The sequence below is a fragment of the Micromonospora echinofusca genome (genome assembly GCF_900091445.1).
GTDB classification, from domain to species: domain Bacteria; phylum Actinomycetota; class Actinomycetes; order Mycobacteriales; family Micromonosporaceae; genus Micromonospora; species Micromonospora echinofusca.
The window spans coordinates 6,964,842-6,989,765 of the sequence record NZ_LT607733.1; the positions used below are offsets into that span (position 1 = coordinate 6,964,842).

The window sequence follows — 24,924 nt, forward strand, 5'->3', positions numbered from 1 at the left end:
GCCGACTTCGGCCGGGCCCCTCGCACGTCCGGCGGCGGGCGGTCGATCCGGCGCCCGGCGCAGGTGCCCCGGTCACGGGCGCCAGCCCCGGGCGCCGAGTGCGGCGCGAGCCTCGCGCAGGACACCCGGGAAGTCGTGGCGCAGCCGCCTGCCGGTGACCGGCAGTACGAGCCAGCCGGCGCCGACCAGCCGGGCGATCCGGTCGAGGTGCCCGCCGTCGGCCTCGGCGTGCCGCCCGTCCTGGGCGACGGCGACGCGGTACGCCGACCACGCCAGGTCGGCGTGCACGACCAGCCCGGCGGCGACCCGGACCGGGTGCCGGACGGCGGGGCGTGGCAGCCCGGCCAGCACCAGCCGGACCCGCAGCTCGGACTCGGCCGGCGACCGGGCGCCCGGATCCGCCAGGCCGAACACCCAGCGGGCCCGGCGGCCGCCGGGCCGGTCGGCGTTGCGGGCGGCGACGTCGGCGAGGGCGGCACGGCTGGTCAGCCCCTGCCGTAGCAGCGAGTCGACGATGCCGACCGCGCGCAGCGGCTCCAACCAGACCGCCGTCTCCCACGCCGCAGACGTCGGATCGGTGCTGACCGGCACGCCGGCGGTGCGCAGATCCGCCACCCTCAGGCCGGCCGGAACCGGCCGGACCGCGATGCCCCGGCCGTCGGCCGGCGCGCGCAGCGCCGTGCGCAGGCCGCCGCCCGGCGGTACGACAGCGACCTCCCCGCCACCGGCGGGCACGGGTACCGCCGTGTCCCGGCCGCCGGCGGGTGCGCAGACCGCCGGGTCCCAGCCGGCGGTCGCGGGGGCCGCCGTGCCCCCGCCCTCGGCCGGCGTGCGGAGCGTCGGGTGCGGACCGCCACCCGCCCCTGCGGGCTGCCGGTGCGGGCCCGTGGAGTGCACGCGCAGGCCCCGTTGCGGGCCGAGCCGCATCGCCCTCGGGACGAGGACGTGCACGTCGTCGACGAACGAGGCGGCGTGCTCGACACCGTGCAGGTAGGCCGCCGAGGGGCCGGCGACGACCGCCTCGGGCGGCAACCGCAGGGCCGCGGCACGGCAGGCCAGGGCGTGGTCCCGGTCCAGCCGGGCGTCGGCGTAGACGTCGTGGCGCAGGCGCAGCCAGGCGGAGCTGCGCAGCTGGTGCTCGGTGACCAGGCCCTGTCGGATCGCGTCCGAGCCGCGGAAGACCTGCCAGGCCAGGACGCCTGGTCGATGCGGTGGAGGTGGCATGCGGCCAGCGTGCCCGCCGCCCGAGGCCGCCCGACACCCCTGTGGACGACCGGGGTCGCACGGGGACCGTCGCCTGTGGACAACCGACACGACGGCCGCCGGATGTGCTAGAGGATCGTCACTCGGGAGGCGGAGGACGTCCCCCTCAGGCGAGCGGGGTGAAGGACCGGGCGGCTCAGGAGAGGGCGGCGGCGATGGCGGTGGCCGCGGCGAGGACCTGCGCGCCGACCACCTCGGCGTCGAGTTGGGCCAGCGCCACCACCCCGACGCTCGCCTCCAGGCCCGGCACGCCGAGCACCGGGGCGGCCACGCCGTACGCCCCGGGTTGGAGTTCCCCGGCGGTACTCACCGGACCGGCGGCGCCCGCCCGGCCGGCGAGGATGGCCCGTCCCGCAGCCCCGCGCTCCAGCGGGTGCCGCGCCCCCGTCCGGTACGCGACGTGGAACGACGTCCAGCTCGGCTCGACCACGGCCAGCGCGACCCCCTCGCCGCCCTCGACCACGGTCAGGTGGGCGGTCGCGCCGGCCTGCTCCGCGAGGCGGCGCAACGCGGGCAGCGCCCCCTCGGCGAGCAGCGGCTGGGCCCGTCGCGCCAGGTGCAGCACCCCGGCGCCGAGGCGCAGCCGGCCCTCGCCGTCGCGGCGCAGCATCCCGTGCGCGGCGAGCGCGCCGACCAGCCGGTACACCGCCGCCCGGCCGACGCCCAACCGGTTCGCCGCCTCGGTGACGGTGAGCCCGCCCGGCGCGTCGGCGACCAGGTGCAGCAGCCGCAGCCCCCGGTCCAGCGTCTGCGCCGTCTCCCCGCCCCGCGCCGTCGTCTCCACGACCAGCAGCGTACGACCCGGCTCCGGACAACCCCGGAACGCGTGGGACGGCTACCCTTGTACGGTGACGCTACGCCTGTATGACACCGCCACCCGATCGGTGCGGGACTTCGTCCCGCGGGAAGCCGGCAAGGTGGGGGTCTACCTGTGTGGTCTCACCCTCCAGGCCCCGCCGCACATCGGTCACCTTCGCTCCGGCGTCAACTACGACGTGCTGCGCCGCTGGCTGCTCGCCGCCGGCTACGAGGTCACCTTCATCCGCAACGTGACCGACATCGACGACAAGATCCTGGTCAAGGCGATGGAGCGGGGCAGGCCGTTCTGGTCGATCGCGTACGCCAACGAGCTGATCCTGGCCGATTCCTACCGGGCGCTCAACGTGCTGCCGCCGACGTACGAGCCGCGGGCCACCGGGCACATCCCGGAGATGCACGAGCTGATCGCCAAGCTGATCGCCGACGGGCACGCCTACCCGGCCACCGACGACTCCGGCGACGTCTACTTCGACGTCCGCTCGTGGCCGGCGTACGGCTCCCTGTCGGGGCAGTCGCCGGACGCGATGCAGTCGGCCGGGGACGCGCCCGACCGGGGCAAGCGCGACCCGCGCGACTTCGCGCTGTGGAAGGGTGCCAAGCCCGACGAGCCGGCGGACGCCTACTGGCCGTCGCCGTGGGGGCGGGGCCGGCCGGGCTGGCACATCGAGTGCTCGGCGATGTGCTGGCGCTACCTCGGCGCCGAGTTCGACATCCACGGCGGAGGGCTGGACCTCACCTTCCCGCACCACGAGAACGAGATCGCCCAGTCGCAGGCCGCCGGGCTGCCGTTCGCCCGCTACTGGGTGCACCACGGGCTGCTCAGCATCGGCGGCGCCAAGATGGGCAAGTCGCTCGGCAACGCCCTCGACCTGACCTACGTCGACTCGCTCGGCGTGCGCCCGGTGGAGCTGCGCTACTACTACGCCGCCGCGCACTACCGGTCCCGCATCGACTACTCGGAGGACGCGCTGCGCGAGGCCGCCGTCGCGTACCGCCGGATCGAGGGGTTCGTGCAGCGGGCCGTCGAGCGCGTCGGCCCCGGCCAGCTCGGTGAGCTGCCGGGCGCGTTCGCGGCGGCGATGGACGACGACCTGAACACCTCGGCCGCGTTTGCCGTCCTGCACGAGGTGGTCCGCGACGGCAACACCGCGCTGACCGGCGGCGACGATGTGACCGTCCGCACGGCGCTGGCCGCAGCCCGCGCCATGCTGGATATCCTCGGGATCGACCCCCTCGACCCGGCGTGGACCGGTGGCGGCCGCGCGGACGACCTGCGCGGCGTGGTGGACTCGCTGGTCGCGCTGGCCCTGGAACAGCGCGCACAGGCCCGCGGTCGCAAGGACTGGGCCGCGGCCGACGCCGTACGCGACCAGCTCAAGCAGGCCGGCGTGGTGGTCGAGGACACCCCCCAGGGCCCCCGTTGGACTATTGGAGAGCAGGACTGATGGCCGGCAACTCGCAGCGCCGTGGCCGGCGTCTGACGCCGAAGGCGGGAGCCCCCAAGGGCTCCGGTGGCAAGAACAAGGACTCCCTCGCCGGGCGGGGCAGGACTCTGCCCGCCGACGAGCGACCCTGGCACAAGGCATATTCGGGCACCGAGAAGCTGCCCCAGCGCACCGCCTGGAAGCAGGACAAGGAGCGCCGGGCGGCGGCCGAGGAGGGCCGCGCTCCCAAGATCGGTCAGCCCGGCAGCAAGGACACCACCTGGGGCAAGGGCGGTGGCCGGGGCGTACCGACCACGGGCGGGCGCGGCACGGGCGGCCGGGGCGCCAGGCCGGCCGGTCGCGGCGGTCCCCGGGTCGCCCCGGGCCGCAAGTCCAACCCGTCGAAGGACACCCCGGAGCTGCTGGTGGGGCGCAACCCGGTGCTGGAGGCGCTGCGCGCCCTGGTGCCGGCGACCGCGCTCTACACCGCCCAGGGCATCGACGTCGACGACCGGGTCAACGAGATCATCCGGACGGCCGCCGACCGGGGCATCGCCAACCTGGAGATCAGCCGGGCCGAGCTGGACAGGATGACGGGCGGCGTGCTGCACCAGGGCGTCGGTCTCCAGGTGCCGCCGTTCGCGTACGAGCCCTTCGAGGACCTCGTCGCGGCGGCGCTGGAGCAGGCCGCCCCGCTGCTGGTGGCGCTGGACGGGGTGACCGACCCGCGCAACCTCGGCGCCGTGATCCGCTCCGCCGCCGCCTTCGGCGCGCAGGGCGTCTTCGTACCGGAGCGGCGGGCCGCCGGGATCACCGCGACCGCCTGGCGCACCAGCGCCGGCGCGGCGGCGCGGGTGCCGGTCGCCCAGGTGACCAACCTGACCCGGTCGCTGAAGGCCTGCCAGGACGCCGGCTTCATGGTGGTGGGCCTGGACGCCGACGGCGAGACGGACCTCTACGACCTGGAGGCCGCCGTCGGCCCGCTGGTCGTGGTGGTCGGCTCCGAGGGCCGAGGGCTCTCCCGGCTGGTCGGCGAGACCTGTGACCTCACGGTGAGCATCCCGATGGTCTCCGAGGTCGAGTCGCTCAACGCCAGCGTCGCGGCCGCCGTCACCCTCGCCGAGGTGGCGCGCCGCCGGGCCGCCGAGGGCTGATCCCGCGGACACGGAAAGGGGCGGTCCGCCGTTGGCGGGCCGCCCCTTTCCCGTCGTACGTCAGATGCGGTTGCCGGTGCCCGCGTTGAAGACGTGGCTGCGGCCCTCGCGCGGCTTGACGAACACGGTGTCGCCCATGTTCGGCATGCTGCGCCGGTCGGTACGGACCACGAAGCGCTCGTTGTTGCCCTCGAGCGCGGCGTGGCCGTAGATGTTGGCGTCCGAGCCGAGGTCCTCGACCAGCTCGACGACGACGGGCATGCCGCCCTCGGTCGGGCTGACCAGGTCGCAGTCCTCGGGGCGGAAGCCGACGGTAACCTTGTCGGCGCCGCCGTCGGCGCGGGCCGCCTCGACCTGCTCCCGGGTGAGCGGGATGTGCAGGTCGGCGAAGGCGGCGCCCCGCTCGCTCAGCGGCACGGTCTTGATGTTCATGGCGGGGGAGCCCATGAAGCCGGCGACGAAGACGTTGGCCGGGGTGTCGTAGAGCGCCCGCGGGGTGTCCACCTGCTGGAGCACGCCGTCGAGCATGACCGCCACCCGGTGGCCCATGGTCATGGCCTCGACCTGGTCGTGGGTGACGTAGACGGTGGTGACGCCCAGCTTGGCCTGCAACGACGCGATCTGGGTACGGGTCTGCACCCGCAGCTTCGCGTCGAGGTTCGACAGCGGCTCGTCCATGAGGAAGACCTGCGGCTCGCGGACGATCGCCCGGCCCATGGCCACCCGCTGGCGCTGACCGCCGGAGAGGGCCTTCGGCTTGCGGCCGAGGAACTCCTCCAGCTGGAGCAGCGCCGCCGCCTCCTTCACCCGTCGGTCGATCTCGGCCTTGGAGGTCTTGCGCAGCTTGAGCGCGAACGCCATGTTCTCGTACACCGTCATGTGCGGGTAGAGGGCGTAGTTCTGGAAGACCATCGCGATGTCGCGGGCCTTCGGCGGCAGGTGGGTGACGTCCCGATCGTCGATGTGGATCGAGCCCTGGTCGACGTCCTCCAGGCCGGCGAGCATGCGCAGGCTGGTGGACTTGCCGCAACCGGAGGGGCCGACCAGGACGAGGAACTCGCCGTCGCCGATCTCCAGGTCGAGTTGGTTGACGGCGGGACGCTCGGTGCCCGGGTAGATCCGGGACGCCTTGGCGTAGGTGACCGTAGCCATGGTGGGGTGCTTCCTTTCACCGGCAGGAACGTGCCGGACGATCCGAGTGAAGGAGCGGCCGGCACGGGACGCGCCGGCCCACGGGCAGCCTCTCGATGATCGAGATGTCGTCCGTGTCACTGCACGGTAAACGGCTTTTCGTCACCTGCCAAGGTGGGGCGCACGGGATGGGACGGGCCGCATAGACATTCCGGTCACTCGGGCACGGGCGGACATCAATCGACCGTCGATGCCGGTACGCCGCAGCGCGTGAGTGACGTTTCCCGTGGTCGGGAGGCCTGCCGAGGCGGAAATCCGGACGTCAGTCGCTATGCTGACGTCGGCACCACACGCCCCTGTAGCTCAGCTGGCCAGAGCACTCGCCTTGTAAGCGAGATGTCGCCGGTTCGATCCCGGCCGGGGGCTCCAATTCCATCAGGCGTTCTGCGACGGGCGCTGGCGCGAGCCGCCCGGTTGACAGCAACGCTGACAGCAACCGGGGTCACGACAGCCGTCCGTCGAGCTTGCCGAGCGCCTGGCGCATCGCGTCGAGGTTGGCGTGAGCGTAGACCTTGAGCGTGACCTTGACGTCGGCGTGCCGGGCGATGGCCTGCACGACGTGCGGCGGGACGCCCAGCTCCATCAGCAGCGACACGACGGTGTGCCGCAGGTCGTGCAGACGAACACCGGGCAGGCCGGCGCCCTCCCGCAGTCGGGCGAACGAACGACTGAGGTTGGTGGGCTCCATCGGGGTGCCCCGTTCCGAGGGAAAGACGAGGTCGTGGTCTTCCCACACCTCGGCGAGCGTGGCCCGTTCGTTCTGCTGCCGTTCCTGATGTTCTAAGAGGGCGAGCCAGGTGACCTCGGGCAGAGGAAGCACCGCCTCCGAGTCTTCGGTCTTGGCGTCCAGGACGTGGAGCTTCCCGGCAACGCGCTGCACGGTCTGTTGAACGCGAAGCGTCCCTTCGTCCAGGTCAACATCCGACCAGCGAAGGCCGACTAGCTCACCGCGTCTAAGCCCCATCGTGGCGGCCACGACGTAGAGCGCGTGCAGGCGGTGACCAGCGGAGGCGGCGAGGATCTTACGCACCTGATCCACGGAAAGGCCCTTGCCGACCTTGTACCGGGGCGCGGGCACCCGGACCAGTTTGGCGACGTTGCGCGACACCAACTCCTCCCGCATCGCGTGTTGGAGCGCGTTGCGGAGCACCGCGTGCACGAACTGGATCTGACGGGCGCTCGGGTAGCGCTGGCAGCACCGGCCGACCGAGCAGCACCGGCGGTCAGCCGGCCGGATCTTGTCGAGACCGTTGGTGCAGCAGAGGCACTTGCGGCGGAAATCGTCCATGAACGCCTTGACGTGTTGGACCTGCAACCCATCGAGCCGTTTGGTGCCGAGGGCCGGGATCAGGTGCAGTCGTACGGCGCTTTCGTATCCGCGTGCCGTGGTTGGCTTCAGGTCGGTGACGTACGCGGACAGCCAGTAGGGCAGATAGTCAGCGAGCTTCCAGGCCCGGTCCGGTACGGGGATGCCGCGTTGGGACTTGGCTTTCAGCTCGATGAGCTTGGCGTGAGCTTCTTCCCAGGTCGCCCCGTAGACGAACTTGCGTTTGCGGGTGCCGTCGGTGGTGAGGACGTACGCTCCGCCGACCCAGCGGCCGTCACTGGAGCGCTGGTAGATGGAGCCTTCGCCGTTGGGGTTGCGGCGGGCGGTGGGCTGGCGTGGCTTAGGTTGCTTGGGCATCAGGCGGCTTCTTCCGTGAGTGTGGTGATGACCTCGTCGATGGCGGCGGCGGGGATGAGTCGACGGCTGCCGACCTTGAAAGAGCGAAGCCGGCCGGAGCGGATGAGCTCGTAGACGAGCGAGCGGCCGATGCCGAGCGCTCGGGCGGCTTCCTCGACGCGCAGCACGCGAGGAGTGATCAGAGTGGGCGAGTCCAACGGTGGGCCTTCCTCGTGCGACGGGGACCGGGGTCACGCTGCGGCGAGTGCCGCGTCAGCGGGTGTGGTGGCGAGTTCGTGGGCGAGTTCTTCGCGGCCGGTGGCTTGTCGTTCGCGGGCCATGGCGGCGGCGGTGTTGGCGAGGAGGGCGTCTCCGGTGGTGTGCCAGCCGACGCCAGCGAAGGTGAGGGTGCCGACGATGAGGGTGGTGTCGTCGTTGTGGTGCTCGTCGACGAGCTGCCGGCCGGGGTGCTCGTGGTCCTGGTCCTCGTGCCGGCGGAAGGCCACACGGGTGTCGCGCAGGAGTTGGAAGGTGACGGAGTAGCGGCGGGCTTTGGTGAGGAAGTGGCCGCCGAAGCCGAGCATGTGCGCCCAGCGGCGTAGCCGGGCATAAGGGTTGGCCGTGGCTGGTTTCGTCGATTCGGTGTCAAGGCTGGCTTGACGGTCGGCGACGCAGACGGGGCAGGCGGCGTAGCGGGTGTGGGTGCCGCAGTCGGGGCATTCCCAGGGCTGGACGAAGCCGGGCCGGGGCCGAGGGTCGCGGGGCCGGTTGAGCAGCGGCGTGGGGGTGCCGGTGGGTCGGCCGATGCGCCAGCAGGCGTCGATGAGGCGGGCGGTGTGGTCGCCGTCGGGGTCGGCGTAGTCGCCGATGGTGTCGGCGGTGAGCCTGACGGAGCGGTGCCCGGTTACCTCGGTGCTTTTGGTGGCGTACTTGGCAAGGTAGCCGGCGACCATGCTGTCGGTGACCTCACCGCCTCCGGTCAGGGTGATGGGGCGGATGTCGAGCTGCTCGCCCCAGGCGATCGGCCAGCCGTCGGGCCGGTCGGGGTGGCCGGGGGTGGCGAAGGCGACGTGTGCGGCGTGCCGGAGGGCGTCTTCCAGGTCGGCGACGGTGAACCCGGCCGGGGGCGGGATGACGGCGGTGGGGTCGGTGGGGTGGACGCCGTCGAGGCGCACCAGGGCGTGAAAGTGCACCGCTGCCCGTGCTTGGAACTCGGCGGCTTTCCCATGCGAGAGCCGGACGGGTGGGACGGTGCGGGTGTTGCCTCTGGCGGTGACGACCTCGACGCGGGGAATGCCCCGGCGACGCGCCAGCTTCGCCAGCCACCGTTCCGCGGCTTGCTTGGTCCGGTGCCACAGCTCACCGGAGTAGAGGTTCCAGACGACCTGGTGGTCATGGTCGTAGCAGTCCAGACAGAGCGGCTGGCCGAGCACGGTGTCGTCGGGTGCGTGGCGGGCCCAGCACACGGCGGGACGGCCGTGGGGGCAGTGGCCGGCGTCGCGGCGGGCGTGGCAGGGCTCGGGTCGGCAGTCGCAGCGTTTCCGGTTGCCGCAGGTGTGCCGCTTGACCGCGCGGGCGTGGACCGGCCCGAAGGAGGGGGCGGTGAAGGTGGCGAACACGGCCGGGTGCGTCGCGACGGTTTCGGGGACGCCCTTCCCGCCGACGAGGCCGGCGCGTAGGAGTTGGTAGGCGTCGCGTTGGTAAGTCTGCGCGCAGGACGGGCAGACGGTGGCGCGTCGGTTGCCGCAGGCGGTGTAGATGGCGGCGTCGGGCATGGTGTCGGTGTGCCGCTGGTCGAGCACGCGCCCGGTGCTTTGCTCGATGGTGAGGAGTTGGCCGGCGAGGCGGACGGGGCGGGTGCAGCCGGCGGCGGCGCGGACGTGCTCGATCCATCCGAAGTAGTCCGGCCGGGTGGCGCGGGCGAAGGCGGACCCAGCGGCGGTGTAGGCGTAGACGGGCGGGACGTCGGCGTTCGAGCCCACACCCCGGGCCATGGTGGTCCGGGGTGTGAGGTCCAGCGTCGACGCCATCAGGCCGACACCTCAGGGGTGAGGGTGCGGGTGGTGATGGTGCGTTCGGTGACGATGACCCGGCAGGCGCCGCATTGGCGCGTGGCCGGCTCGTGCCGATGACACGGGATTTGGGTGGTGGTGTTGCCGCAGCGGATGGTGACCGGTGCGCGGCAGGGTCCGCCGGGGATGACGTCGACGAGGGTCCGGCGGATGTCGTACGGGTGCCCGTCAGGGTTGGCGGGGCAGGTGTGGATGGTCTGTTCGATGTCGACGAGGTGGATGGTCATCGGGCACTCCGGGCGAGGACGAGGAGTTGTCCGGCGACGGCCGGGGCGACGTCGAGCCGGTCGGCCAGCTCGGCGGGGGTGATGGGTGCTCCGGTGGACTGTTCGTGCTGCACGGCCGCGAAGCGCGCCATGGGCAGCAGGTGGGCAGGGACGTCGACCGGCTCAAGGGCCGGCGCGGTGACGGGCTCCGGTTCCGGCTCAACAGCCGGCGTGACGGTCGGCTCAGCAGCCGGGGCCGGCTGGGCGGCCGGGGTTGGGGTCGGTTCGGGTGCGGGGGTGATGGCCGGCGGTGCCGGTTCGGTGGTGACCTGCTCGGCCATTTGGACGCGGATTGGTTCGACCTGCTCGACCGGCTTGACGGCCGGTGTGGTGGCCGCCGAGGTGGCGGGGGTGGGGGCGAGGACGAGTTTGACCAGGGCCATGAAGGCGAGGGCGGGGACGGCGGACAGGAGCCACCCGGACGGGCCGGGTTTGGCGACCGCCAACTGTGCGGCGAGGGAGAGGCCGGCGGCGGCGATGAGCAGGAACAGCGGGTAGCCGATGGGTGCACCGGTGCGGCGGCGTCGGCGGATGGTGAGTAGGGCGGCGATGGGGACGAGTTCGGAGATGACGGCGTTGGCCCAGCCGAACCACTGCCCGGTTCCGGCGGGGGAGTTGGCGAGGGTCCAGTCTTTGACGTGGGTGAAAGAAGCGGCTCCGGCGAAGCCGGCAACAACGAGGAGGATGAGGACCAGGACGACACCCTCGACGCGGGTCGCCCGGTTGGTCGGAGTCTTAGCAGGCATCAGTGGCCTCCGTGGCAGTCGAGGCAGCAGCCGTAGCGGCGGGGGATGTAGTAGGGCTGGACCAGCCCGCAGACCCGGCAGGTCCGCCGGGCACGCAACGCTTTGGCGATGGCCTCCCGCTGGGCGGGGGTGGCGACGCGTTTGGGTGCGGCGAGGTCGAGGCGGTAGAGGTAGGCGACGCGCTTGCCGCGCCGCCAGAGGATCTGCGCGACCGGGTCATTGCCGCCCGGACGAAGGCCGACGGCGCGCAGTTGCCGGCGGGTGGCCAGCCCGTCAGGGGCGGACTGGAAAGGGAAGGTGGGGAACCCGTAGCGGGTGCCGGCCGGGTCGTAGAAGCGGCGGGCCAGGCCGGTGGGAATGTCGGTGAGGGTGGTCATGGCCGGTCTCCCCAGCGCTGCTGGGCGGCCTGGCGGGAAATGCCGAGCCGTTGACCGATCTCGGCCCAGGAGTAGCCGAAGGCCCGCAGGCCGATCACGGCGTCGGTGATGGCTTGATCGAGGTTGGCCGAGAGTGCGACGAGGTCGCGGAGGGCTTCGACGTCGCCGGTGGCGACGCGGCGGCCGTGGGCGCGGATGATGCGGCGGGTGAAGGCGGCGAATTCGTCGTTCTCGACGACCTCCCGACGTCGCTGCGCGGGACGAACGGGCGTCAAGGTGTGCTTGACAGTGCTCATCGGTTCTCGCCTCCCTGCATGTGGAGGCGGTCCCACTCGTCAGCGGCCTTCTCCAGGGCCGTGATGACCTGCTCGGCGGTGCGGGTCGGGTCGTCGTTCCACGAGAACGGGGCGGTGTGCTCGTCAAGCAGGTGGCCGTCTTCGTCGATGTGGAAGACCGGCGCGAAGGCGTCGAGGTAGTCGACGAGCGCGGCGATGGCCTGGCGGTAGGTGTCCTCGTCGGCCCGGGTGAGCAGGACCGGGTGAAGGAGAGGACGGCCGGCGGCGGCCATGCCGATAGCCCCGACGGCGCAGGCCGGCGGGGTCACGGTGTCGGTGGGGGTGTAGTAGGTGCCCTGGGTCCAGCCGTGCCGGCGCAGGTAGAGGGCAGCCATTCGCAGCAGGTCAGCCGGTGTGACCTGGACGGTGGGTGGGTTGTGGGTAGCCTTCATGGCAGCCACGTCCTTTCGGTAGGGCTGTTGGTGGAAGGTCGGCAGGACCGGCAGTTGCTGCCAGGCGTCGTCCGGTCCTGTCGGCCGATCAGTGGGTGCGCAGCCGCAGGTAGCGGCGGTGGCGGGTGTCATCCCCGCCCATCTGGTGGGGTGCGGACACGAAGACGAGCCGCCCGGTTCGGGAGGCGGCGTGGATCATCACGGCCAGGTCCTCAGGACTGCCGACGATCCACATCTCGGTGTACTGGGCGGCCCGCTGGTTGTTGGCGCGGGCGTTGGCGCGTTCGCGGGTGGTCATGCCGCCACCGCCAGATCCGGCACGGTGGTCGTGAGTCGGTTGGGTCGGCGGATCCACGCGGCGTAGTCGGCGATGCCAGCGATCTGCGCGTCGGACAGGTAGGCGACCTTGATACGGCGAGGGATGCCGCCTTCGGCGATCAGGTACGCCGCGCCCTGGTTGGTGGGCTGGATGTCGGTGGCGGTGTAGCCCTGCTCGGCCCAGCCGTGACCAAGCACGATGTTCGAGCTGTTCGGGGTGGTGCAGCGGAACGCGGCGCGGTAGCCGAACAGGTCCCGCAGGCTGGTGGGGATGATGTCGAACGACGGCCGTTGAGTCGCGGCCACGACGGGGATGCCGGCGGCGCGGCCCCGGGCGACGAGGTCGCGCAGGAGCGCGACGAACTCTTCCTGTTCCTGCTTGCTGCCGACGGTGGCGGAGTAGAAGGCGATTTCGTCGACGAGGACGGTGATGACCGTCAGCCCGTCGAGGGCGGTCACCTTGCGGCGCCCGTGCGCGCGCAGCCAGGCGTAGCGGTTGTTCATCACGACCTGGAGCCGTCGCAGGACGGTCAGGGCCTGGTCGATGTCGGGGCCGATGAACGCATCGGCGACGTCTTCCCACTGCCCCAGCTCGACGAGCTTGCCGTCGAGCAGCACGAGCCGGGAGTCGACGGACAGGGCCGCGTGGGCGGCGAGCGTGTTGAGCAGACCGCTCTTGCCGCCGCCGGGTTCGCCGCCGGCGAGGAGGTTGCGGTAGGCGAGGGTGATGTTCACGTGCTGGCCGAACTCGTCGATGCCGACGAAGATGGGGTCGAACATCGACAGGCCAGGCCCCACCGGTATGCCGGCGATCGGGGCGGTAGCCGTGCGGGTCATGGTGTGCCCTCCTTGGGCGTTGGGTGGGCGCGGAGAGCCACACGAACGAGCCGGAAAGGCTCTCCGCGTCCGTTGGGTGTGGTGGGTTAGATCCAGTCGGAGACGTCGTCCTCGGGGGCCGAGGACGTAGCCACGGGCTTGCTGCCGTTGGCAGTGGTGGCCGGCTTCTTCACGGCCGGCTTGCCCTGCACGGGCAGGGTGATGGTGGGTGCGTCGACGTCGGGCAGGTCCAGAGCCGTCGGTACGACCGGCGCAGGCCGGTCGGCGGTCGGGGTGCCAGGGGTGATGACGTCGACCAGCGGGGAACCCACCTCAGCGGTGAGGACCTCGCGGCGTTTGATGTCGAACCGCAGATACGCGGCATTGCGGTCAGAGGCCCGCTCGACCAGAGCGGTGGAGGCGTGGCAGGCGACCGCGATGCGATCAAGGCGACCCTCCAGGTCGGCCAGGGCGAGGCCGGGGCGCAGGTAGATCCAGACCCGCTCACCGACCGGAGTCGGACGGGCCCACAGGATCAGCGGCAGCGAACCGGACTGGTTGGCGATGATGAACTGCGCGAAACACATGCGCAGGCGGTGGCGGACCACGAAGACCCAGGTCCAGGCGACCAGGGCACGACGGGTTACCGGGATGGCGGCGGGAACGCCGACGACCAGGGCGACCACCAGGAGGGTGACCGGCATGGTGGTGTGGTTGACCAGCTCCATCCAGAAGGTGACGGCGACGGTGGTGAACACGATCTCGGGAAGCCACCACCACAGCAGCCGCAGCACCGGCCACACACGGACCAGCACCCACGCGAGCCCGCCAGTCGGTACACCGGTCAGGACGCCGACGAACAGGGCAAGGATCGGGTGCATGTAGGAAGCGGCCACCACGGCCGAGAGAAGGCCGACGATGACCGCCGTCAGGATGAACGCCAACCGGGCGTTACGGGCCGAGGACCGGTGAACCTTGGCCTCGATGACCGTGATGGTGCCGTTGGACTTCCGCCCGAAGGGGCGGCGAGGGCTAGACTTGGACACGACACGTCCTCCCAATCACACGTTGGGTCGGATGGGTTGGAGGGCACGGGGTCGGCAGATGTAGGAGTCGGACCGACCCCGCGCCAGCTCTTGCGGGGATGCCACCACCACAGGTGGTGACGGGCCGGGAATGTAGGAGTCGGAACCACTCCCGGACCGATTGCGTCAGGTCAGCGGACCATCAGGCCGCTTCACGTACGACACCAGAGGCTCACACAGCACGGGTGAGCGAAGGACCTACTTAGCCGCCGAGGTGCCAGCCTTCGGCTTCAGCGAGATCGCACGGAACGCGACGCCGTTACGCCCGTTGGTCGCCCACGGGATGGCCTCCAACTGCTCGACAGCGACGAGCTGTCCCACCGTCACGCCCGGCTTCTCACCCGCCGTGGTGATGGTGATGATCTCGCCGCCAGTCTCGTCGAGAACGAAGACCTGAGTCGACCACATGAGCCGGCCAGTGTTCTTCTCCGACCGCTGATTGCCGTTCTGGTCGTTCTTCGGCTCCGGGTCCTTCGTCACCTGGACCTGCTTGCTCTGGGTGTCCACGTACAGCTTCATAGCTGCGTCCTTCCTGGATTAGAGCGCGTCCCCTATGGACGGCTGCTCGATGCAGTGACGCTAGCAGTTGGTAGGCATCCATAGCAACTGTTATGTGTTCACCAATTGGAACGAGGCTCTGACGTGCTGTTACGAGCCGGAAGGGCTGTTAGCTGACTGGTAGGATCTGGTAGCCGGACACCCCTACCGTGAGGATGCCCATGTCATCGCCCCGACCCCGGTTGACCCGGGGTGAGTCCATGTACCAGCAGATTGCCCGGCACATCCGCAACGAGATCGCCGCAGGGGTCCGCCGAGACGGTGACGTCCTCCCGTCCAGCCGAGAGCTGGCCGCCGAGTGGGACACAAGCTCGTTCACCATCACCGAAGCGATGAAGGTGCTAGAGGCGGAAGGGTTTATCGAGAGCAAGTCCCGCTCGAAGCGCGTAGTGCGGGTGCCGAACCAGGAACGGCGCAGCCCAGTGCGTCTGCCGAGACCTCGTGTGGTCCTTGTCGGTGGATACCCGGGCAGCGGCAAGACCGAGTTGGGGCGAATCCTGGCACGGGCTACGGGATGGCCGATGCTCGACAAGGACACCTTGACGCGTCCCGTCGTCGAGGTGGCACTAGAGATCCTGGGCCATTCACCACATGACCGGGAGTCAGAGACCTACCTGAAGGTTGTCCGGCCCCGTGAGTACGAGGCGTTGAGCAGCGCGGCAGAAGAGAACGTGCAGTGCGGCAACAGTGCCATCGTCACCGCCCCATTCATCGCCGAGTTCCAAGACGCCCAATGGTTGGGCCGGACCACAGCCCGGTTCACTGACATGGGCGCATCCGTGAGCGTGGTGTGGGTGTACTGCGACCACGAGACGATGAACCTCTACATCCGCAAGCGAGGGGCAGCCCGAGACGCTGCCAAGCTTGCCGACTGGCCCGGCTACCTCAGCCGCATCGACACCGACTTTCGTCCGCTGGTCGAGCACGTCGTCATCAACAACTGCACCTCAGCCAAGCCGCTACAGCACCAAGCGGAAGCGCTCGTGAAGTCGCTGATGGGGTTGGAACTCGACTGATGCGAGGCGTGATTCTCTACGGTCCGCCCGCATCAGGCAAGGACACAGTGACCGCAGAGTTGCAACGGCTCGACAGCCGATACCAGCAGTTCCGGCGCCTCAAAGTTGGATCGGGCCGCACCACGGGCTACCGGATGACCACCGACGCGGACTTAGCAGCACTGCGCGCCGCCGGCGATGTGGTGTGGGAGAACAGGCGGTACGGATCCGTCTACGTCGTCGACGCCCACGGTCTGCGCAGGCAGCTCCACGACGGCATCCCTGTAGTGCACCTCGGCCAGGTCGAGGCCGTTGATGCTGTACGCAACGCCTTCCCCCACGCTCGGTGGACCGTCGTCGCTCTCACATGTCCCCGAGACGTGGCGAAACGACGCCTTACGCAACGTCAAACCGGCGACACCGCAGAACGCCTCAGAGTGTGGGATGAGACAGAGCCGCTGGCCCTGGCCGACCTCACCATCGACACATCGAAGGTGCCGGCAGACGTGGCAGCCGAGCTAGTCAGCAAAAACGTCCAGCGCAGGGAAGCCGTGGAGATCTAGGGGCGGCCAGCTGCCGTCGATGTGGTTCAAACTTTCTGTACGTCTTCAAGGCGGCCCTGAACGGGCCGCACGCGCCGCCGCCAGGGCGCGCGTCCGTCGCTCCGCTGGCGCTCCGACTCCGGCCACGCAACACGCCCGGCGGCTGGCGCGGAGGGCGGGTAGCCCGGTGGGCCGCCGGATGACGACAGGCAGTTGTCTGGTGGGGTGGCGGGGCCGGCAGCCGGCCGGGCCGCGCGGCCACGAGCCCGCGCGGCGTAGGAGAGCGCACGCCGGGTCCGCCGGCGGCTGCCGGGTCGGTGTGGGTTGCGGTTACTGCTGCCTCCGGCGGGGGCGCTCCGGCTCCAGGATGGCCGGGGGTCCGTCGGCGGCTTGCGGTCCGTGGGTGGTGGCGGTGGGGAGCCATCCCGCCAGCCGTCGACCCGGGCGAACCGAGCAGACCACCGCCCGACCCGCCAGCGTCCGTACGAGCCGTCAAGGTTCGCTTGACGTGGCGGGCCGGGCGGGGGCCCGCTCCCCAGGAGGGCGGGTCGATGGCAGACGGGATGGCGGCAAGCAAGAGCTGACGCTGTCAGCCAACCGGGCGCGTGCCTTTACTAGCCGACTTCGACCCCGGTCACCTGGAAGGAGCTATCTCCCACTAGGTCTTCACGAGTTATCTTCTGTGGCCCACAGTATTCGATAAACGCGTCGTCGGAAATCTCTTGCAGTGGGCCATCCCAAGTTACAATCCCACGCACCCTCAGGAAGATCAATTGGCCCACGAGGCTCGTAACGCTGAGTCTCTTGAAGTGCATGCTGCTAGCGCGCAAGCGCCTGAAGGTCATGGCCCCATTCCGGACATGGTTGACGAGGATTTGGCGGAGCTCGATGGTATCGGCCTCCCATGCTCCACTGATCTTGGAGTTGGTCAGGGCACGATCCACTGTGGGGGCAATCTCGGACCGTAGGGTGCTGAGCTGTGACTCCGTAACTCCGATTCGATGCGAGATAGTGCCAATTTCCTTCAGAATTTCCTCTCTTACAGCATCCAGCCTCTCCACGGGCCGACCCTCTTGACCTTCCGCTGATTCCATGCTTGAGGCTGGAATTTTTGCTCGCCAAACGTGGGCACGCATGTCTGTAACGGTATCTTTCATCATTGTGAAGGTGTCGGAGTACATCGTGCCGAACAGCGCTTCCAACCGCTTGACGCTAGCCGCGATCTCTTCCGCACTTCGTTGGGATCGCTGGGCCTCGCCGCTACTGAGCCGGTAGAAAACGATCGAGAGCCAGAGTGCGACGATGGCAAGGACCGTCGACACGGCGGCACTAAACAGATTCAAAACGTCCGTAATGTCCAAGTCTCCGCTTTCTGGCTATTGGCTTCGGCGGCTATCTTTTATCGCGACCGTGCCCGTATCGCCTACCGCTGTCGCTTATCTGACAGTGGCCGCCACATTTGAGTGCCGGCTACTGCTCAGCCATGCCGCTTCGCGGCCTAAAGGTTCAAGCCTCAGCTCACTCGAGTCCGTGCCCGATACAGCGGTCAACATCGGCTACCGGAGGTCCGCCGCAGCGCTGAGCCGGGTCGCCCAGGCGTCCACGACCAGCCGGCACCAGGACCAAGGACCGCGACTCAACCCGATTCCCAAGCTGACCGTCACCAAGACCGGAGGATCGGCTTGGGTGACCAACTGGGTGACGATGGGCACGAGCAACGCCGGACGCCCACGGACTGCGGTGGACCGTTCAGGCAGCTCAGCCCTGCTGCTGGCGCAGCTGATCGACGGCTAACGGTTCCTTCACACCGAAGCCGTCACCCTCCCGAATGCCCGGGCCGCGCTCTAGGATGATCTGCCCGCAGGGCGGCGACGACGGTTGCGGCCAAGTCAGATGAGGCAGGACGAGCATCAGGGTGCTGATGCGGAGCTACGCCGGAAGCGACACGTGAGGAGACCGTAAAAGTGGCCGGATCGCTGCGAGAGCCGCTCAACCCGGAACAGGAACACCTGATCCGGGTCATCTTCGAGCAGTTCGACCGGGTCGGCGAGTGGCCGATCTGGCAGTACGTCGACCTGACGCTCGAGTCCCGGTTCGGCGTGGACAACGCTGCCGACGTCCTTGCATCGCTCCCGAGCGTCGGGGAGCGGAGCCCGACGTCATTGAGCTATGGGCTGACGTGGCGTCAAGACTCCTACGCGCCGGTCCGGCTGGATGTGCCGATCGCGCTCACCGTCGCCGGCCTGCGGTACGTGCCGGAGGCGGAGCCTCTTCTCCGGTCGTTCATAACCACAATCCGGCACTTCGTCGACCGGAAGCGAAACCTCGTCCCGTCCCCGACCAAGGTCGTCGAGGCCACGGTGACCAGCGCAGAGATCAGGAACGAACTGTCGACCGCTAGCATCGGCACCGGCGCGGCCCCACCTCCGGAGGCACCGATGCGCAAGCTCCGCCAGCTGCTCGCCCACGAGCCATTCCTATATTCCGTTGTGCACAAGCCTGACCCGGCGAAAGAGGAGTGGACGGTCCGGGTGCCGGCGGTGCTGCGCGCCTACCGCGGCTTGGTCTCAATCGATGATTACCTCGACCGCGTCATTGAGCAGGTAGCGCCACCCGGTCCGCCGAGCGTGCCACTGTCATTTGGTGCGCTCGACATTCCGTATGCGGTCGGCTACCTCGATGCCGTGTGGAGGTACCGGACTGGGTCACACCTGTTCGTGAACCTCGACCCTGCAAGTGTCGCCCGCCTCACCCAGGAATGCGGTAGCGAGGAGGAGTTCAACTCCCTGATGAGCGCACTGGCGGACGTACTGGGCCAGGTTGTCAAGCCTGGGCAGTCTTCACCTCCGCAGCGCGGGGCGCTCGAAGCCGTCCGGGACCACCTCTCAGCAGTCCTTGACGTCGAGGCGGCGGATCGGGTCGCTGCCGCGATCGGAACGCTCATCCACCTGCGTCGCCTCCGCGTCAGTGCCCAGCACGGTGACGCCCGGCACCGCGCAGTGACGGCATTCCAGCAGATCGGCCTGGCATTTCCGCCCGTGAGTTGGCAAGCAGCCTGGGCGCACGTCGCCGTTACGGCTAAGGGCGCCCTGGACGTGCTACGTGAAGAGATCCACGTCGGCCTACCCTCAGTCTAAAGTCACTGGCGGCGTGGCCGGTCACGGGCAAGAGGCGGCTATTGACAGCAACGGTGACAGCAACCGCCGGGGACGAAGACGGCCGTCGGCGGCCGAGCGCAGACCGTCGCCCGAAGTCGCGAACGCGGACGGACACTGCCGGACGACGCGCCCAGAACTTGTAAGCGAGATGTCGCCGGTTCGATCCCGGCCGGGGGCTCCAATTCCATCAGGCGTTCTGCGACGGGCGCTGGCGCGAGCCGCCCGGTTGACAGCAACGCTGACAGCAACCGGGGTCACGACAGCCGTCCGTCGAGCTTGCCGAGCGCCTGGCGCATCGCGTCGAGGTTGGCGTGAGCGTAGACCTTGAGCGTGACCTTGACGTCGGCGTGCCGGGCGATGGCCTGCACGACGTGCGGCGGGACGCCCAGCTCCATCAGCAGCGACACGACGGTGTGCCGCAGGTCGTGCAGACGAACACCGGGCAGGCCGGCGCCCTCCCGCAGTCGGGCGAACGAACGACTGAGGTTGGTGGGCTCCATCGGGGTGCCCCGTTCCGAGGGAAAGACGAGGTCGTGGTCTTCCCACACCTCGGCGAGCGTGGCCCGTTCGTTCTGCTGCCGTTCCTGATGTTCTAAGAGGGCGAGCCAGGTGACCTCGGGCAGAGGAAGCACCGCCTCCGAGTCTTCGGTCTTGGCGTCCAGGACGTGGAGCTTCCCGGCAACGCGCTGCACGGTCTGTTGAACGCGAAGCGTCCCTTCGTCCAGGTCAACATCCGACCAGCGAAGGCCGACTAGCTCACCGCGTCTAAGCCCCATCGTGGCGGCCACGACGTAGAGCGCGTGCAGGCGGTGACCAGCGGAGGCGGCGAGGATCTTACGCACCTGATCCACGGAAAGGCCCTTGCCGACCTTGTACCGGGGCGCGGGCACCCGGACCAGTTTGGCGACGTTGCGCGACACCAACTCCTCCCGCATCGCGTGTTGGAGCGCGTTGCGGAGCACCGCGTGCACGAACTGGATCTGACGGGCGCTCGGGTAGCGCTGGCAGCACCGGCCGACCGAGCAGCACCGGCGGTCAGCCGGCCGGATCTTGTCGAGACCGTTGGTGCAGCAGAGGCACTTGCGGCGGAAATCGTCCATGAACGCCTTGACGTGTTGGACCTGCAACCCATCGAGCCGTTTGGTGCCGAGGGCCGGGATCAGGTGCAGTCGTACGGCGCTTTCGTATCCGCGTGCCGTGGTTGGCTTCAGGTCGGTGACGTACGCGGACAGCCAGTAGGGCAGATAGTCAGCGAGCTTCCAGGCCCGGTCCGGTACGGGGATGCCGCGTTGGGACTTGGCTTTCAGCTCGATGAGCTTGGCGTGAGCTTCTTCCCAGGTCGCCCCGTAGACGAACTTGCGTTTGCGGGTGCCGTCGGTGGTGAGGACGTACGCTCCGCCGACCCAGCGGCCGTCACTGGAGCGCTGGTAGATGGAGCCTTCGCCGTTGGGGTTGCGGCGGGCGGTGGGCTGGCGTGGCTTAGGTTGCTTGGGCATCAGGCGGCTTCTTCCGTGAGTGTGGTGATGACCTCGTCGATGGCGGCGGCGGGGATGAGTCGACGGCTGCCGACCTTGAAAGAGCGAAGCCGGCCGGAGCGGATGAGCTCGTAGACGAGCGAGCGGCCGATGCCGAGCGCTCGGGCGGCTTCCTCGACGCGCAGCACGCGAGGAGTGATCAGAGTGGGCGAGTCCAACGGTGGGCCTTCCTCGTGCGACGGGGACCGGGGTCACGCTGCGGCGAGTGCCGCGTCAGCGGGTGTGGTGGCGAGTTCGTGGGCGAGTTCTTCGCGGCCGGTGGCTTGTCGTTCGCGGGCCATGGCGGCGGCGGTGTTGGCGAGGAGGGCGTCTCCGGTGGTGTGCCAGCCGACGCCAGCGAAGGTGAGGGTGCCGACGATGAGGGTGGTGTCGTCGTTGTGGTGCTCGTCGACGAGCTGCCGGCCGGGGTGCTCGTGGTCCTGGTCCTCGTGCCGGCGGAAGGCCACACGGGTGTCGCGCAGGAGTTGGAAGGTGACGGAGTAGCGGCGGGCTTTGGTGAGGAAGTGGCCGCCGAAGCCGAGCATGTGCGCCCAGCGGCGTAGCCGGGCATAAGGGTTGGCCGTGGCTGGTTTCGTCGATTCGGTGTCAAGGCTGGCTTGACGGTCGGCGACGCAGACGGGGCAGGCGGCGTAGCGGGTGTGGGTGCCGCAGTCGGGGCATTCCCAGGGCTGGACGAAGCCGGGCCGGGGCCGAGGGTCGCGGGGCCGGTTGAGCAGCGGCGTGGGGGTGCCGGTGGGTCGGCCGATGCGCCAGCAGGCGTCGATGAGGCGGGCGGTGTGGTCGCCGTCGGGGTCGGCGTAGTCGCCGATGGTGTCGGCGGTGAGCCTGACGGAGCGGTGCCCGGTTACCTCGGTGCTTTTGGTGGCGTACTTGGCAAGGTAGCCGGCGACCATGCTGTCGGTGACCTCACCGCCTCCGGTCAGGGTGATGGGGCGGATGTCGAGCTGCTCGCCCCAGGCGATCGGCCAGCCGTCGGGCCGGTCGGGGTGGCCGGGGGTGGCGAAGGCGACGTGTGCGGCGTGCCGGAGGGCGTCTTCCAGGTCGGCGACGGTGAACCCGGCCGGGGGCGGGATGACGGCGGTGGGGTCGGTGGGGTGGACGCCGTCGAGGCGCACCAGGGCGTGAAAGTGCACCGCTGCCCGTGCTTGGAACTCGGCGGCTTTCCCATGCGAGAGCCGGACGGGTGGGACGGTGCGGGTGTTGCCTCTGGCGGTGACGACCTCGACGCGGGGAATGCCCCGGCGACGCGCCAGCTTCGCCAGCCACCGTTCCGCGGCTTGCTTGGTCCGGTGCCACAGCTCACCGGAGTAGAGGTTCCAGACGACCTGGTGGTCATGGTCGTAGCAGTCCAGACAGAGCGGCTGGCCGAGCACGGTGTCGTCGGGTGCGTGGCGGGCCCAGCACACGGCGGGACGGCCGTGGGGGCAGTGGCCGGCGTCGCGGCGGGCGTGGCAGGGCTCGGGTCGGCAGTCGCAGCGTTTCCGGTTGCCGCAGGTGTGCCGCTTGACCGCGCGGGCGTGGACCGGCCCGAAGGAGGGGGCGGTGAAGGTGGCGAACACGGCCGGGTGCGTCGCGACGGTTTCGGGGACGCCCTTCCCGCCGACGAGGCCGGCGCGTAGGAGTTGGTAGGCGTCGCGTTGGTAAGTCTGCGCGCAGGACGGGCAGACGGTGGCGCGTCGGTTGCCGCAGGCGGTGTAGATGGCGGCGTCGGGCATGGTGTCGGTGTGCCGCTGGTCGAGCACGCGCCCGGTGCTTTGCTCGATGGTGAGGAGTTGGCCGGCGAGGCGGACGGGGCGGGTGCAGCCGGCGGCGGCGCGGACGTGCTCGATCCATCCGAAGTAGTCCGGCCGGGTGGCGCGGGCGAAGGCGGACCCAGCGGCGGTGTAGGCGTAGACGGGCGGGACGTCGGCGTTCGAGCCCACACCCCGGGCCATGGTGGTCCGGGGTGTGAGGTCCAGCGTCGACGCCATCAGGCCGACACCTCAGGGGTGAGGGTGCGGGTGGTGATGGTGCGTTCGGTGACGATGACCCGGCAGGCGCCGCATTGGCGCGTGGCCGGCTCGTGCCGATGACACGGGATTTGGGTGGTGGTGTTGCCGCAGCGGATGGTGACCGGTGCGCGGCAGGGTCCGCCGGGGATGACGTCGACGAGGGTCCGGCGGATGTCGTACGGGTGCCCGTCAGGGTTGGCGGGGCAGGTGTGGATGGTCTGTTCGATGTCGACGAGGTGGATGGTCATCGGGCACTCCGGGCGAGGACGAGGAGTTGTCCGGCGACGGCCGGGGCGACGTCGAGCCGGTCGGCCAGCTCGGCGGGGGTGATGGGTGCTCCGGTGGACTGTTCGTGCTGCACGGCCGCGAAGCGCGCCATGGGCAGCAGGTGGGCAGGGACGTCGACCGGCTCAAGGGCCGGCGCGGTGACGGGCTCCGGTTCCGGCTCAACAGCCGGCGTGACGGTCGGCTCAGCAGCCGGGGCCGGCTGGGCGGCCGGGGTTGGGGTCGGTTCGGGTGCGGGGGTGATGGCCGGCGGTGCCGGTTCGGTGGTGACCTGCTCGGCCATTTGGACGCGGATTGGTTCGACCTGCTCGACCGGCTTGACGGCCGGTGTGGTGGCCGCCGAGGTGGCGGGGGTGGGGGCGAGGACGAGTTTGACCAGGGCCATGAAGGCGAGGGCGGGGACGGCGGACAGGAGCCACCCGGACGGGCCGGGTTTGGCGACCGCCAACTGTGCGGCGAGGGAGAGGCCGGCGGCGGCGATGAGCAGGAACAGCGGGTAGCCGATGGGTGCACCGGTGCGGCGGCGTCGGCGGATGGTGAGTAGGGCGGCGATGGGGACGAGTTCGGAGATGACGGCGTTGGCCCAGCCGAACCACTGCCCGGTTCCGGCGGGGGAGTTGGCGAGGGTCCAGTCTTTGACGTGGGTGAAAGAAGCGGCTCCGGCGAAGCCGGCAACAACGAGGAGGATGAGGACCAGGACGACACCCTCGACGCGGGTCGCCCGGTTGGTCGGAGTCTTAGCAGGCATCAGTGGCCTCCGTGGCAGTCGAGGCAGCAGCCGTAGCGGCGGGGGATGTAGTAGGGCTGGACCAGCCCGCAGACCCGGCAGGTCCGCCGGGCACGCAACGCTTTGGCGATGGCCTCCCGCTGGGCGGGGGTGGCGACGCGTTTGGGTGCGGCGAGGTCGAGGCGGTAGAGGTAGGCGACGCGCTTGCCGCGCCGCCAGAGGATCTGCGCGACCGGGTCATTGCCGCCCGGACGAAGGCCGACGGCGCGCAGTTGCCGGCGGGTGGCCAGCCCGTCAGGGGCGGACTGGAAAGGGAAGGTGGGGAACCCGTAGCGGGTGCCGGCCGGGTCGTAGAAGCGGCGGGCCAGGCCGGTGGGAATGTCGGTGAGGGTGGTCATGGCCGGTCTCCCCAGCGCTGCTGGGCGGCCTGGCGGGAAATGCCGAGCCGTTGACCGATCTCGGCCCAGGAGTAGCCGAAGGCCCGCAGGCCGATCACGGCGTCGGTGATGGCTTGATCGAGGTTGGCCGAGAGTGCGACGAGGTCGCGGAGGGCTTCGACGTCGCCGGTGGCGACGCGGCGGCCGTGGGCGCGGATGATGCGGCGGGTGAAGGCGGCGAATTCGTCGTTCTCGACGACCTCCCGACGTCGCTGCGCGGGACGAACGGGCGTCAAGGTGTGCTTGACAGTGCTCATCGGTTCTCGCCTCCCTGCATGTGGAGGCGGTCCCACTCGTCAGCGGCCTTCTCCAGGGCCGTGATGACCTGCTCGGCGGTGCGGGTCGGGTCGTCGTTCCACGAGAACGGGGCGGTGTGCTCGTCAAGCAGGTGGCCGTCTTCGTCGATGTGGAAGACCGGCGCGAAGGCGTCGAGGTAGTCGACGAGCGCGGCGATGGCCTGGCGGTAGGTGTCCTCGTCGGCCCGGGTGAGCAGGACCGGGTGAAGGAGAGGACGGCCGGCGGCGGCCATGCCGATAGCCCCGACGGCGCAGGCCGGCGGGGTCACGGTGTCGGTGGGGGTGTAGTAGGTGCCCTGGGTCCAGCCGTGCCGGCGCAGGTAGAGGGCAGCCATTCGCAGCAGGTCAGCCGGTGTGACCTGGACGGTGGGTGGGTTGTGGGTAGCCTTCATGGCAGCCACGTCCTTTCGGTAGGGCTGTTGGTGGAAGGTCGGCAGGACCGGCAGTTGCTGCCAGGCGTCGTCCGGTCCTGTCGGCCG

Annotated in this window: 30 protein-coding genes and 1 tRNA gene; 7 read left to right on the forward strand and 24 right to left on the reverse strand. The window is 70.0% G+C overall.

The window, feature by feature from the left end; translation table 11 throughout:
- Positions 1-72: 72 nt before the first annotated feature.
- On the reverse strand, positions 73-1,224 hold the full coding sequence (locus GA0070610_RS30065; protein ID WP_089003148.1) for a hypothetical protein: 1,152 nt from the start codon (positions 1,222-1,224) through the stop codon (positions 73-75).
- Between the two features lie 175 nt (positions 1,225-1,399).
- Entirely contained in the window at positions 1,400-2,047 is a 648-nt protein-coding gene (locus GA0070610_RS30070; protein ID WP_089003149.1) for an IclR family transcriptional regulator, read from the reverse strand.
- Between the two features lie 64 nt (positions 2,048-2,111).
- Between GA0070610_RS30070 and cysS the strand changes: the two genes are divergently transcribed.
- Together cysS and rlmB are read left to right on the forward strand one after the other, a co-directional pair.
- Positions 2,112-3,527 carry a cysteine--tRNA ligase gene (cysS, locus tag GA0070610_RS30075; protein WP_089003150.1) on the forward strand — a complete coding sequence of 472 codons (1,416 nt, stop codon included), beginning with the start codon at positions 2,112-2,114 and terminating at the stop codon, positions 3,525-3,527.
- Positions 3,527-4,660 carry a 23S rRNA (guanosine(2251)-2'-O)-methyltransferase RlmB gene (gene rlmB / locus GA0070610_RS30080; RefSeq protein WP_089003151.1) on the forward strand — a complete coding sequence of 378 codons (1,134 nt, stop codon included), beginning with the start codon at positions 3,527-3,529 and terminating at the stop codon, positions 4,658-4,660. The genes cysS and rlmB overlap by 1 nt, the downstream gene beginning before the upstream one ends.
- 60 nt (positions 4,661-4,720) lie before the next feature.
- On the opposite strand, the gene GA0070610_RS30085 is transcribed toward rlmB, so the two are convergent.
- Entirely contained in the window at positions 4,721-5,812 is a 1,092-nt protein-coding gene (locus GA0070610_RS30085; protein WP_089003152.1) for an ABC transporter ATP-binding protein, read from the reverse strand.
- A 331-nt stretch (positions 5,813-6,143) separates the two neighbouring features.
- Here GA0070610_RS30085 and GA0070610_RS30090 point away from each other — a divergent pair.
- Positions 6,144-6,220: transfer RNA gene (locus GA0070610_RS30090), tRNA-Thr, on the forward strand.
- 73 nt (positions 6,221-6,293) lie between these two features.
- Here the strand turns inward: GA0070610_RS30090 and GA0070610_RS30095 are convergent.
- The 12 genes from GA0070610_RS30095 to GA0070610_RS30150 form a co-directional block, all read right to left on the reverse strand.
- Complete coding sequence (locus GA0070610_RS30095) at positions 6,294-7,535, reverse strand: tyrosine-type recombinase/integrase (protein WP_089003153.1); 1,242 nt, start codon at positions 7,533-7,535, stop codon at positions 6,294-6,296.
- A complete protein-coding gene (locus GA0070610_RS30100) occupies positions 7,535-7,702 on the reverse strand; it encodes an excisionase family DNA-binding protein (RefSeq protein ID WP_231925855.1) in 168 nt (55 codons plus the stop codon). Before GA0070610_RS30100 ends, GA0070610_RS30095 begins: the two co-directional genes overlap by 1 nt.
- Before the next feature lie 63 nt (positions 7,703-7,765).
- On the reverse strand, positions 7,766-9,544 hold the full coding sequence (locus GA0070610_RS30105) for a replication initiator (protein WP_089003155.1): 1,779 nt from the start codon (positions 9,542-9,544) through the stop codon (positions 7,766-7,768).
- Positions 9,544-9,813 (reverse strand): hypothetical protein, encoded by a 270-nt coding sequence (locus GA0070610_RS30110; protein ID WP_089003156.1) that lies wholly within the window; start codon positions 9,811-9,813, stop codon positions 9,544-9,546. Before GA0070610_RS30110 ends, GA0070610_RS30105 begins: the two co-directional genes overlap by 1 nt.
- Positions 9,810-10,598 (reverse strand): hypothetical protein, encoded by a 789-nt coding sequence (locus GA0070610_RS30115; protein ID WP_089003157.1) that lies wholly within the window; start codon positions 10,596-10,598, stop codon positions 9,810-9,812. Before GA0070610_RS30115 ends, GA0070610_RS30110 begins: the two co-directional genes overlap by 4 nt.
- Positions 10,598-10,975 carry an RRQRL motif-containing zinc-binding protein gene (locus tag GA0070610_RS30120; RefSeq protein ID WP_089003158.1) on the reverse strand — a complete coding sequence of 126 codons (378 nt, stop codon included), beginning with the start codon at positions 10,973-10,975 and terminating at the stop codon, positions 10,598-10,600. Before GA0070610_RS30120 ends, GA0070610_RS30115 begins: the two co-directional genes overlap by 1 nt.
- Positions 10,972-11,271 carry a hypothetical protein gene (locus GA0070610_RS30125; RefSeq protein ID WP_089003159.1) on the reverse strand — a complete coding sequence of 100 codons (300 nt, stop codon included), beginning with the start codon at positions 11,269-11,271 and terminating at the stop codon, positions 10,972-10,974. The genes GA0070610_RS30120 and GA0070610_RS30125 overlap by 4 nt, the downstream gene beginning before the upstream one ends.
- A complete protein-coding gene (locus tag GA0070610_RS30130) occupies positions 11,268-11,702 on the reverse strand; it encodes a DUF6197 family protein (RefSeq protein WP_089003160.1) in 435 nt (144 codons plus the stop codon). The genes GA0070610_RS30125 and GA0070610_RS30130 overlap by 4 nt, the downstream gene beginning before the upstream one ends.
- Positions 11,703-11,790: 88 nt before the next feature.
- Complete coding sequence (locus GA0070610_RS30135) at positions 11,791-12,000, reverse strand: hypothetical protein (protein ID WP_089003161.1); 210 nt, start codon at positions 11,998-12,000, stop codon at positions 11,791-11,793.
- A complete protein-coding gene (locus GA0070610_RS30140) occupies positions 11,997-12,857 on the reverse strand; it encodes an FtsK/SpoIIIE domain-containing protein (protein WP_089003162.1) in 861 nt (286 codons plus the stop codon). The genes GA0070610_RS30135 and GA0070610_RS30140 overlap by 4 nt, the downstream gene beginning before the upstream one ends.
- An 86-nt stretch (positions 12,858-12,943) precedes the next feature.
- Positions 12,944-13,882 carry a hypothetical protein gene (locus GA0070610_RS30145; protein WP_172896624.1) on the reverse strand — a complete coding sequence of 313 codons (939 nt, stop codon included), beginning with the start codon at positions 13,880-13,882 and terminating at the stop codon, positions 12,944-12,946.
- 237 nt (positions 13,883-14,119) lie between these two features.
- On the reverse strand, positions 14,120-14,440 hold the full coding sequence (locus tag GA0070610_RS30150) for a hypothetical protein (RefSeq protein WP_089003163.1): 321 nt from the start codon (positions 14,438-14,440) through the stop codon (positions 14,120-14,122).
- 239 nt (positions 14,441-14,679) lie between these two features.
- On the opposite strand from GA0070610_RS30150, the gene GA0070610_RS30155 reads away from it, so the two are divergent.
- Entirely contained in the window at positions 14,680-15,495 is an 816-nt protein-coding gene (locus tag GA0070610_RS30155; protein ID WP_231925856.1) for an AAA family ATPase, read from the forward strand.
- Between the two features lie 47 nt (positions 15,496-15,542).
- On the forward strand, positions 15,543-16,037 hold the full coding sequence (locus GA0070610_RS30160; protein WP_231925857.1) for a nucleoside/nucleotide kinase family protein: 495 nt from the start codon (positions 15,543-15,545) through the stop codon (positions 16,035-16,037).
- 593 nt (positions 16,038-16,630) lie between these two features.
- On the opposite strand, the gene GA0070610_RS30165 is transcribed toward GA0070610_RS30160, so the two are convergent.
- Entirely contained in the window at positions 16,631-17,377 is a 747-nt protein-coding gene (locus tag GA0070610_RS30165; RefSeq protein WP_157747280.1) for a hypothetical protein, read from the reverse strand.
- A 169-nt stretch (positions 17,378-17,546) separates the two neighbouring features.
- Between GA0070610_RS30165 and GA0070610_RS30780 the strand changes: the two genes are divergently transcribed.
- Both GA0070610_RS30780 and GA0070610_RS30170 read left to right on the forward strand, forming a co-directional pair.
- A complete protein-coding gene (locus tag GA0070610_RS30780; protein ID WP_157747281.1) occupies positions 17,547-17,810 on the forward strand; it encodes a hypothetical protein in 264 nt (87 codons plus the stop codon).
- A gap of 170 nt (positions 17,811-17,980) precedes the next feature.
- Positions 17,981-19,153, forward strand: a complete 1,173-nt coding sequence (locus GA0070610_RS30170) for a hypothetical protein (protein WP_089003167.1) — start codon at positions 17,981-17,983, stop codon at positions 19,151-19,153.
- 275 nt (positions 19,154-19,428) lie between these two features.
- Here the strand turns inward: GA0070610_RS30170 and GA0070610_RS30175 are convergent, their stop codons facing one another.
- From GA0070610_RS30175 to GA0070610_RS30210, 8 genes are all read right to left on the reverse strand, one after another.
- The gene (locus GA0070610_RS30175) at positions 19,429-20,670 is read right to left on the reverse strand and encodes a tyrosine-type recombinase/integrase (RefSeq protein ID WP_089003153.1); all 1,242 of its coding nucleotides are present in this window, start codon (positions 20,668-20,670) and stop codon (positions 19,429-19,431) included.
- Positions 20,670-20,837, reverse strand: coding sequence for an excisionase family DNA-binding protein (locus GA0070610_RS30180; RefSeq protein ID WP_231925855.1), 168 nt, complete (start codon positions 20,835-20,837; stop codon positions 20,670-20,672). Before GA0070610_RS30180 ends, GA0070610_RS30175 begins: the two co-directional genes overlap by 1 nt.
- 63 nt (positions 20,838-20,900) lie before the next feature.
- On the reverse strand, positions 20,901-22,679 hold the full coding sequence (locus GA0070610_RS30185; RefSeq protein ID WP_089003155.1) for a replication initiator: 1,779 nt from the start codon (positions 22,677-22,679) through the stop codon (positions 20,901-20,903).
- Positions 22,679-22,948, reverse strand: coding sequence for a hypothetical protein (locus tag GA0070610_RS30190; protein ID WP_089003156.1), 270 nt, complete (start codon positions 22,946-22,948; stop codon positions 22,679-22,681). Before GA0070610_RS30190 ends, GA0070610_RS30185 begins: the two co-directional genes overlap by 1 nt.
- Complete coding sequence (locus tag GA0070610_RS30195) at positions 22,945-23,733, reverse strand: hypothetical protein (protein ID WP_089003157.1); 789 nt, start codon at positions 23,731-23,733, stop codon at positions 22,945-22,947. The genes GA0070610_RS30190 and GA0070610_RS30195 overlap by 4 nt, the downstream gene beginning before the upstream one ends.
- Positions 23,733-24,110 (reverse strand): RRQRL motif-containing zinc-binding protein, encoded by a 378-nt coding sequence (locus GA0070610_RS30200; protein WP_089003158.1) that lies wholly within the window; start codon positions 24,108-24,110, stop codon positions 23,733-23,735. The genes GA0070610_RS30195 and GA0070610_RS30200 overlap by 1 nt, the downstream gene beginning before the upstream one ends.
- The gene (locus tag GA0070610_RS30205; RefSeq protein ID WP_089003159.1) at positions 24,107-24,406 is read right to left on the reverse strand and encodes a hypothetical protein; all 300 of its coding nucleotides are present in this window, start codon (positions 24,404-24,406) and stop codon (positions 24,107-24,109) included. The genes GA0070610_RS30200 and GA0070610_RS30205 overlap by 4 nt, the downstream gene beginning before the upstream one ends.
- Positions 24,403-24,837, reverse strand: coding sequence for a DUF6197 family protein (locus GA0070610_RS30210; protein ID WP_089003160.1), 435 nt, complete (start codon positions 24,835-24,837; stop codon positions 24,403-24,405). Before GA0070610_RS30210 ends, GA0070610_RS30205 begins: the two co-directional genes overlap by 4 nt.
- Positions 24,838-24,924 lie beyond the last annotated feature (87 nt).

What these genes read in the sequence shown, in the direction of transcription:
- GA0070610_RS30140 (WP_089003162.1), bottom strand. Translation starts at nt 12,857, where the DNA reads ATGACCCGCACGGCTACCGCCCCGATCGCCGGCATACCGGTGGGGCCT.
- GA0070610_RS30155 (WP_231925856.1), top strand. Translation starts at nt 14,680, where the DNA reads ATGTACCAGCAGATTGCCCGGCACATCCGCAACGAGATCGCCGCAGGG.
- GA0070610_RS30065 (WP_089003148.1), bottom strand. Translation starts at nt 1,224, where the DNA reads ATGCCACCTCCACCGCATCGACCAGGCGTCCTGGCCTGGCAGGTCTTC.
- GA0070610_RS30185 (WP_089003155.1), bottom strand. Translation starts at nt 22,679, where the DNA reads ATGGCGTCGACGCTGGACCTCACACCCCGGACCACCATGGCCCGGGGT.
- GA0070610_RS30195 (WP_089003157.1), bottom strand. Translation starts at nt 23,733, where the DNA reads ATGCCTGCTAAGACTCCGACCAACCGGGCGACCCGCGTCGAGGGTGTC.
- GA0070610_RS30115 (WP_089003157.1), bottom strand. Translation starts at nt 10,598, where the DNA reads ATGCCTGCTAAGACTCCGACCAACCGGGCGACCCGCGTCGAGGGTGTC.
- GA0070610_RS30200 (WP_089003158.1), bottom strand. Translation starts at nt 24,110, where the DNA reads ATGACCACCCTCACCGACATTCCCACCGGCCTGGCCCGCCGCTTCTAC.
- GA0070610_RS30130 (WP_089003160.1), bottom strand. Translation starts at nt 11,702, where the DNA reads ATGAAGGCTACCCACAACCCACCCACCGTCCAGGTCACACCGGCTGAC.
- GA0070610_RS30125 (WP_089003159.1), bottom strand. Translation starts at nt 11,271, where the DNA reads ATGAGCACTGTCAAGCACACCTTGACGCCCGTTCGTCCCGCGCAGCGA.
- GA0070610_RS30110 (WP_089003156.1), bottom strand. Translation starts at nt 9,813, where the DNA reads ATGACCATCCACCTCGTCGACATCGAACAGACCATCCACACCTGCCCC.
- GA0070610_RS30205 (WP_089003159.1), bottom strand. Translation starts at nt 24,406, where the DNA reads ATGAGCACTGTCAAGCACACCTTGACGCCCGTTCGTCCCGCGCAGCGA.
- rlmB (WP_089003151.1), top strand. Translation starts at nt 3,527, where the DNA reads ATGGCCGGCAACTCGCAGCGCCGTGGCCGGCGTCTGACGCCGAAGGCG.
- GA0070610_RS30210 (WP_089003160.1), bottom strand. Translation starts at nt 24,837, where the DNA reads ATGAAGGCTACCCACAACCCACCCACCGTCCAGGTCACACCGGCTGAC.
- GA0070610_RS30175 (WP_089003153.1), bottom strand. Translation starts at nt 20,670, where the DNA reads ATGCCCAAGCAACCTAAGCCACGCCAGCCCACCGCCCGCCGCAACCCC.
- GA0070610_RS30120 (WP_089003158.1), bottom strand. Translation starts at nt 10,975, where the DNA reads ATGACCACCCTCACCGACATTCCCACCGGCCTGGCCCGCCGCTTCTAC.
- GA0070610_RS30135 (WP_089003161.1), bottom strand. Translation starts at nt 12,000, where the DNA reads ATGACCACCCGCGAACGCGCCAACGCCCGCGCCAACAACCAGCGGGCC.
- GA0070610_RS30085 (WP_089003152.1), bottom strand. Translation starts at nt 5,812, where the DNA reads ATGGCTACGGTCACCTACGCCAAGGCGTCCCGGATCTACCCGGGCACC.
- GA0070610_RS30150 (WP_089003163.1), bottom strand. Translation starts at nt 14,440, where the DNA reads ATGAAGCTGTACGTGGACACCCAGAGCAAGCAGGTCCAGGTGACGAAG.
- GA0070610_RS30105 (WP_089003155.1), bottom strand. Translation starts at nt 9,544, where the DNA reads ATGGCGTCGACGCTGGACCTCACACCCCGGACCACCATGGCCCGGGGT.
- GA0070610_RS30190 (WP_089003156.1), bottom strand. Translation starts at nt 22,948, where the DNA reads ATGACCATCCACCTCGTCGACATCGAACAGACCATCCACACCTGCCCC.
- GA0070610_RS30095 (WP_089003153.1), bottom strand. Translation starts at nt 7,535, where the DNA reads ATGCCCAAGCAACCTAAGCCACGCCAGCCCACCGCCCGCCGCAACCCC.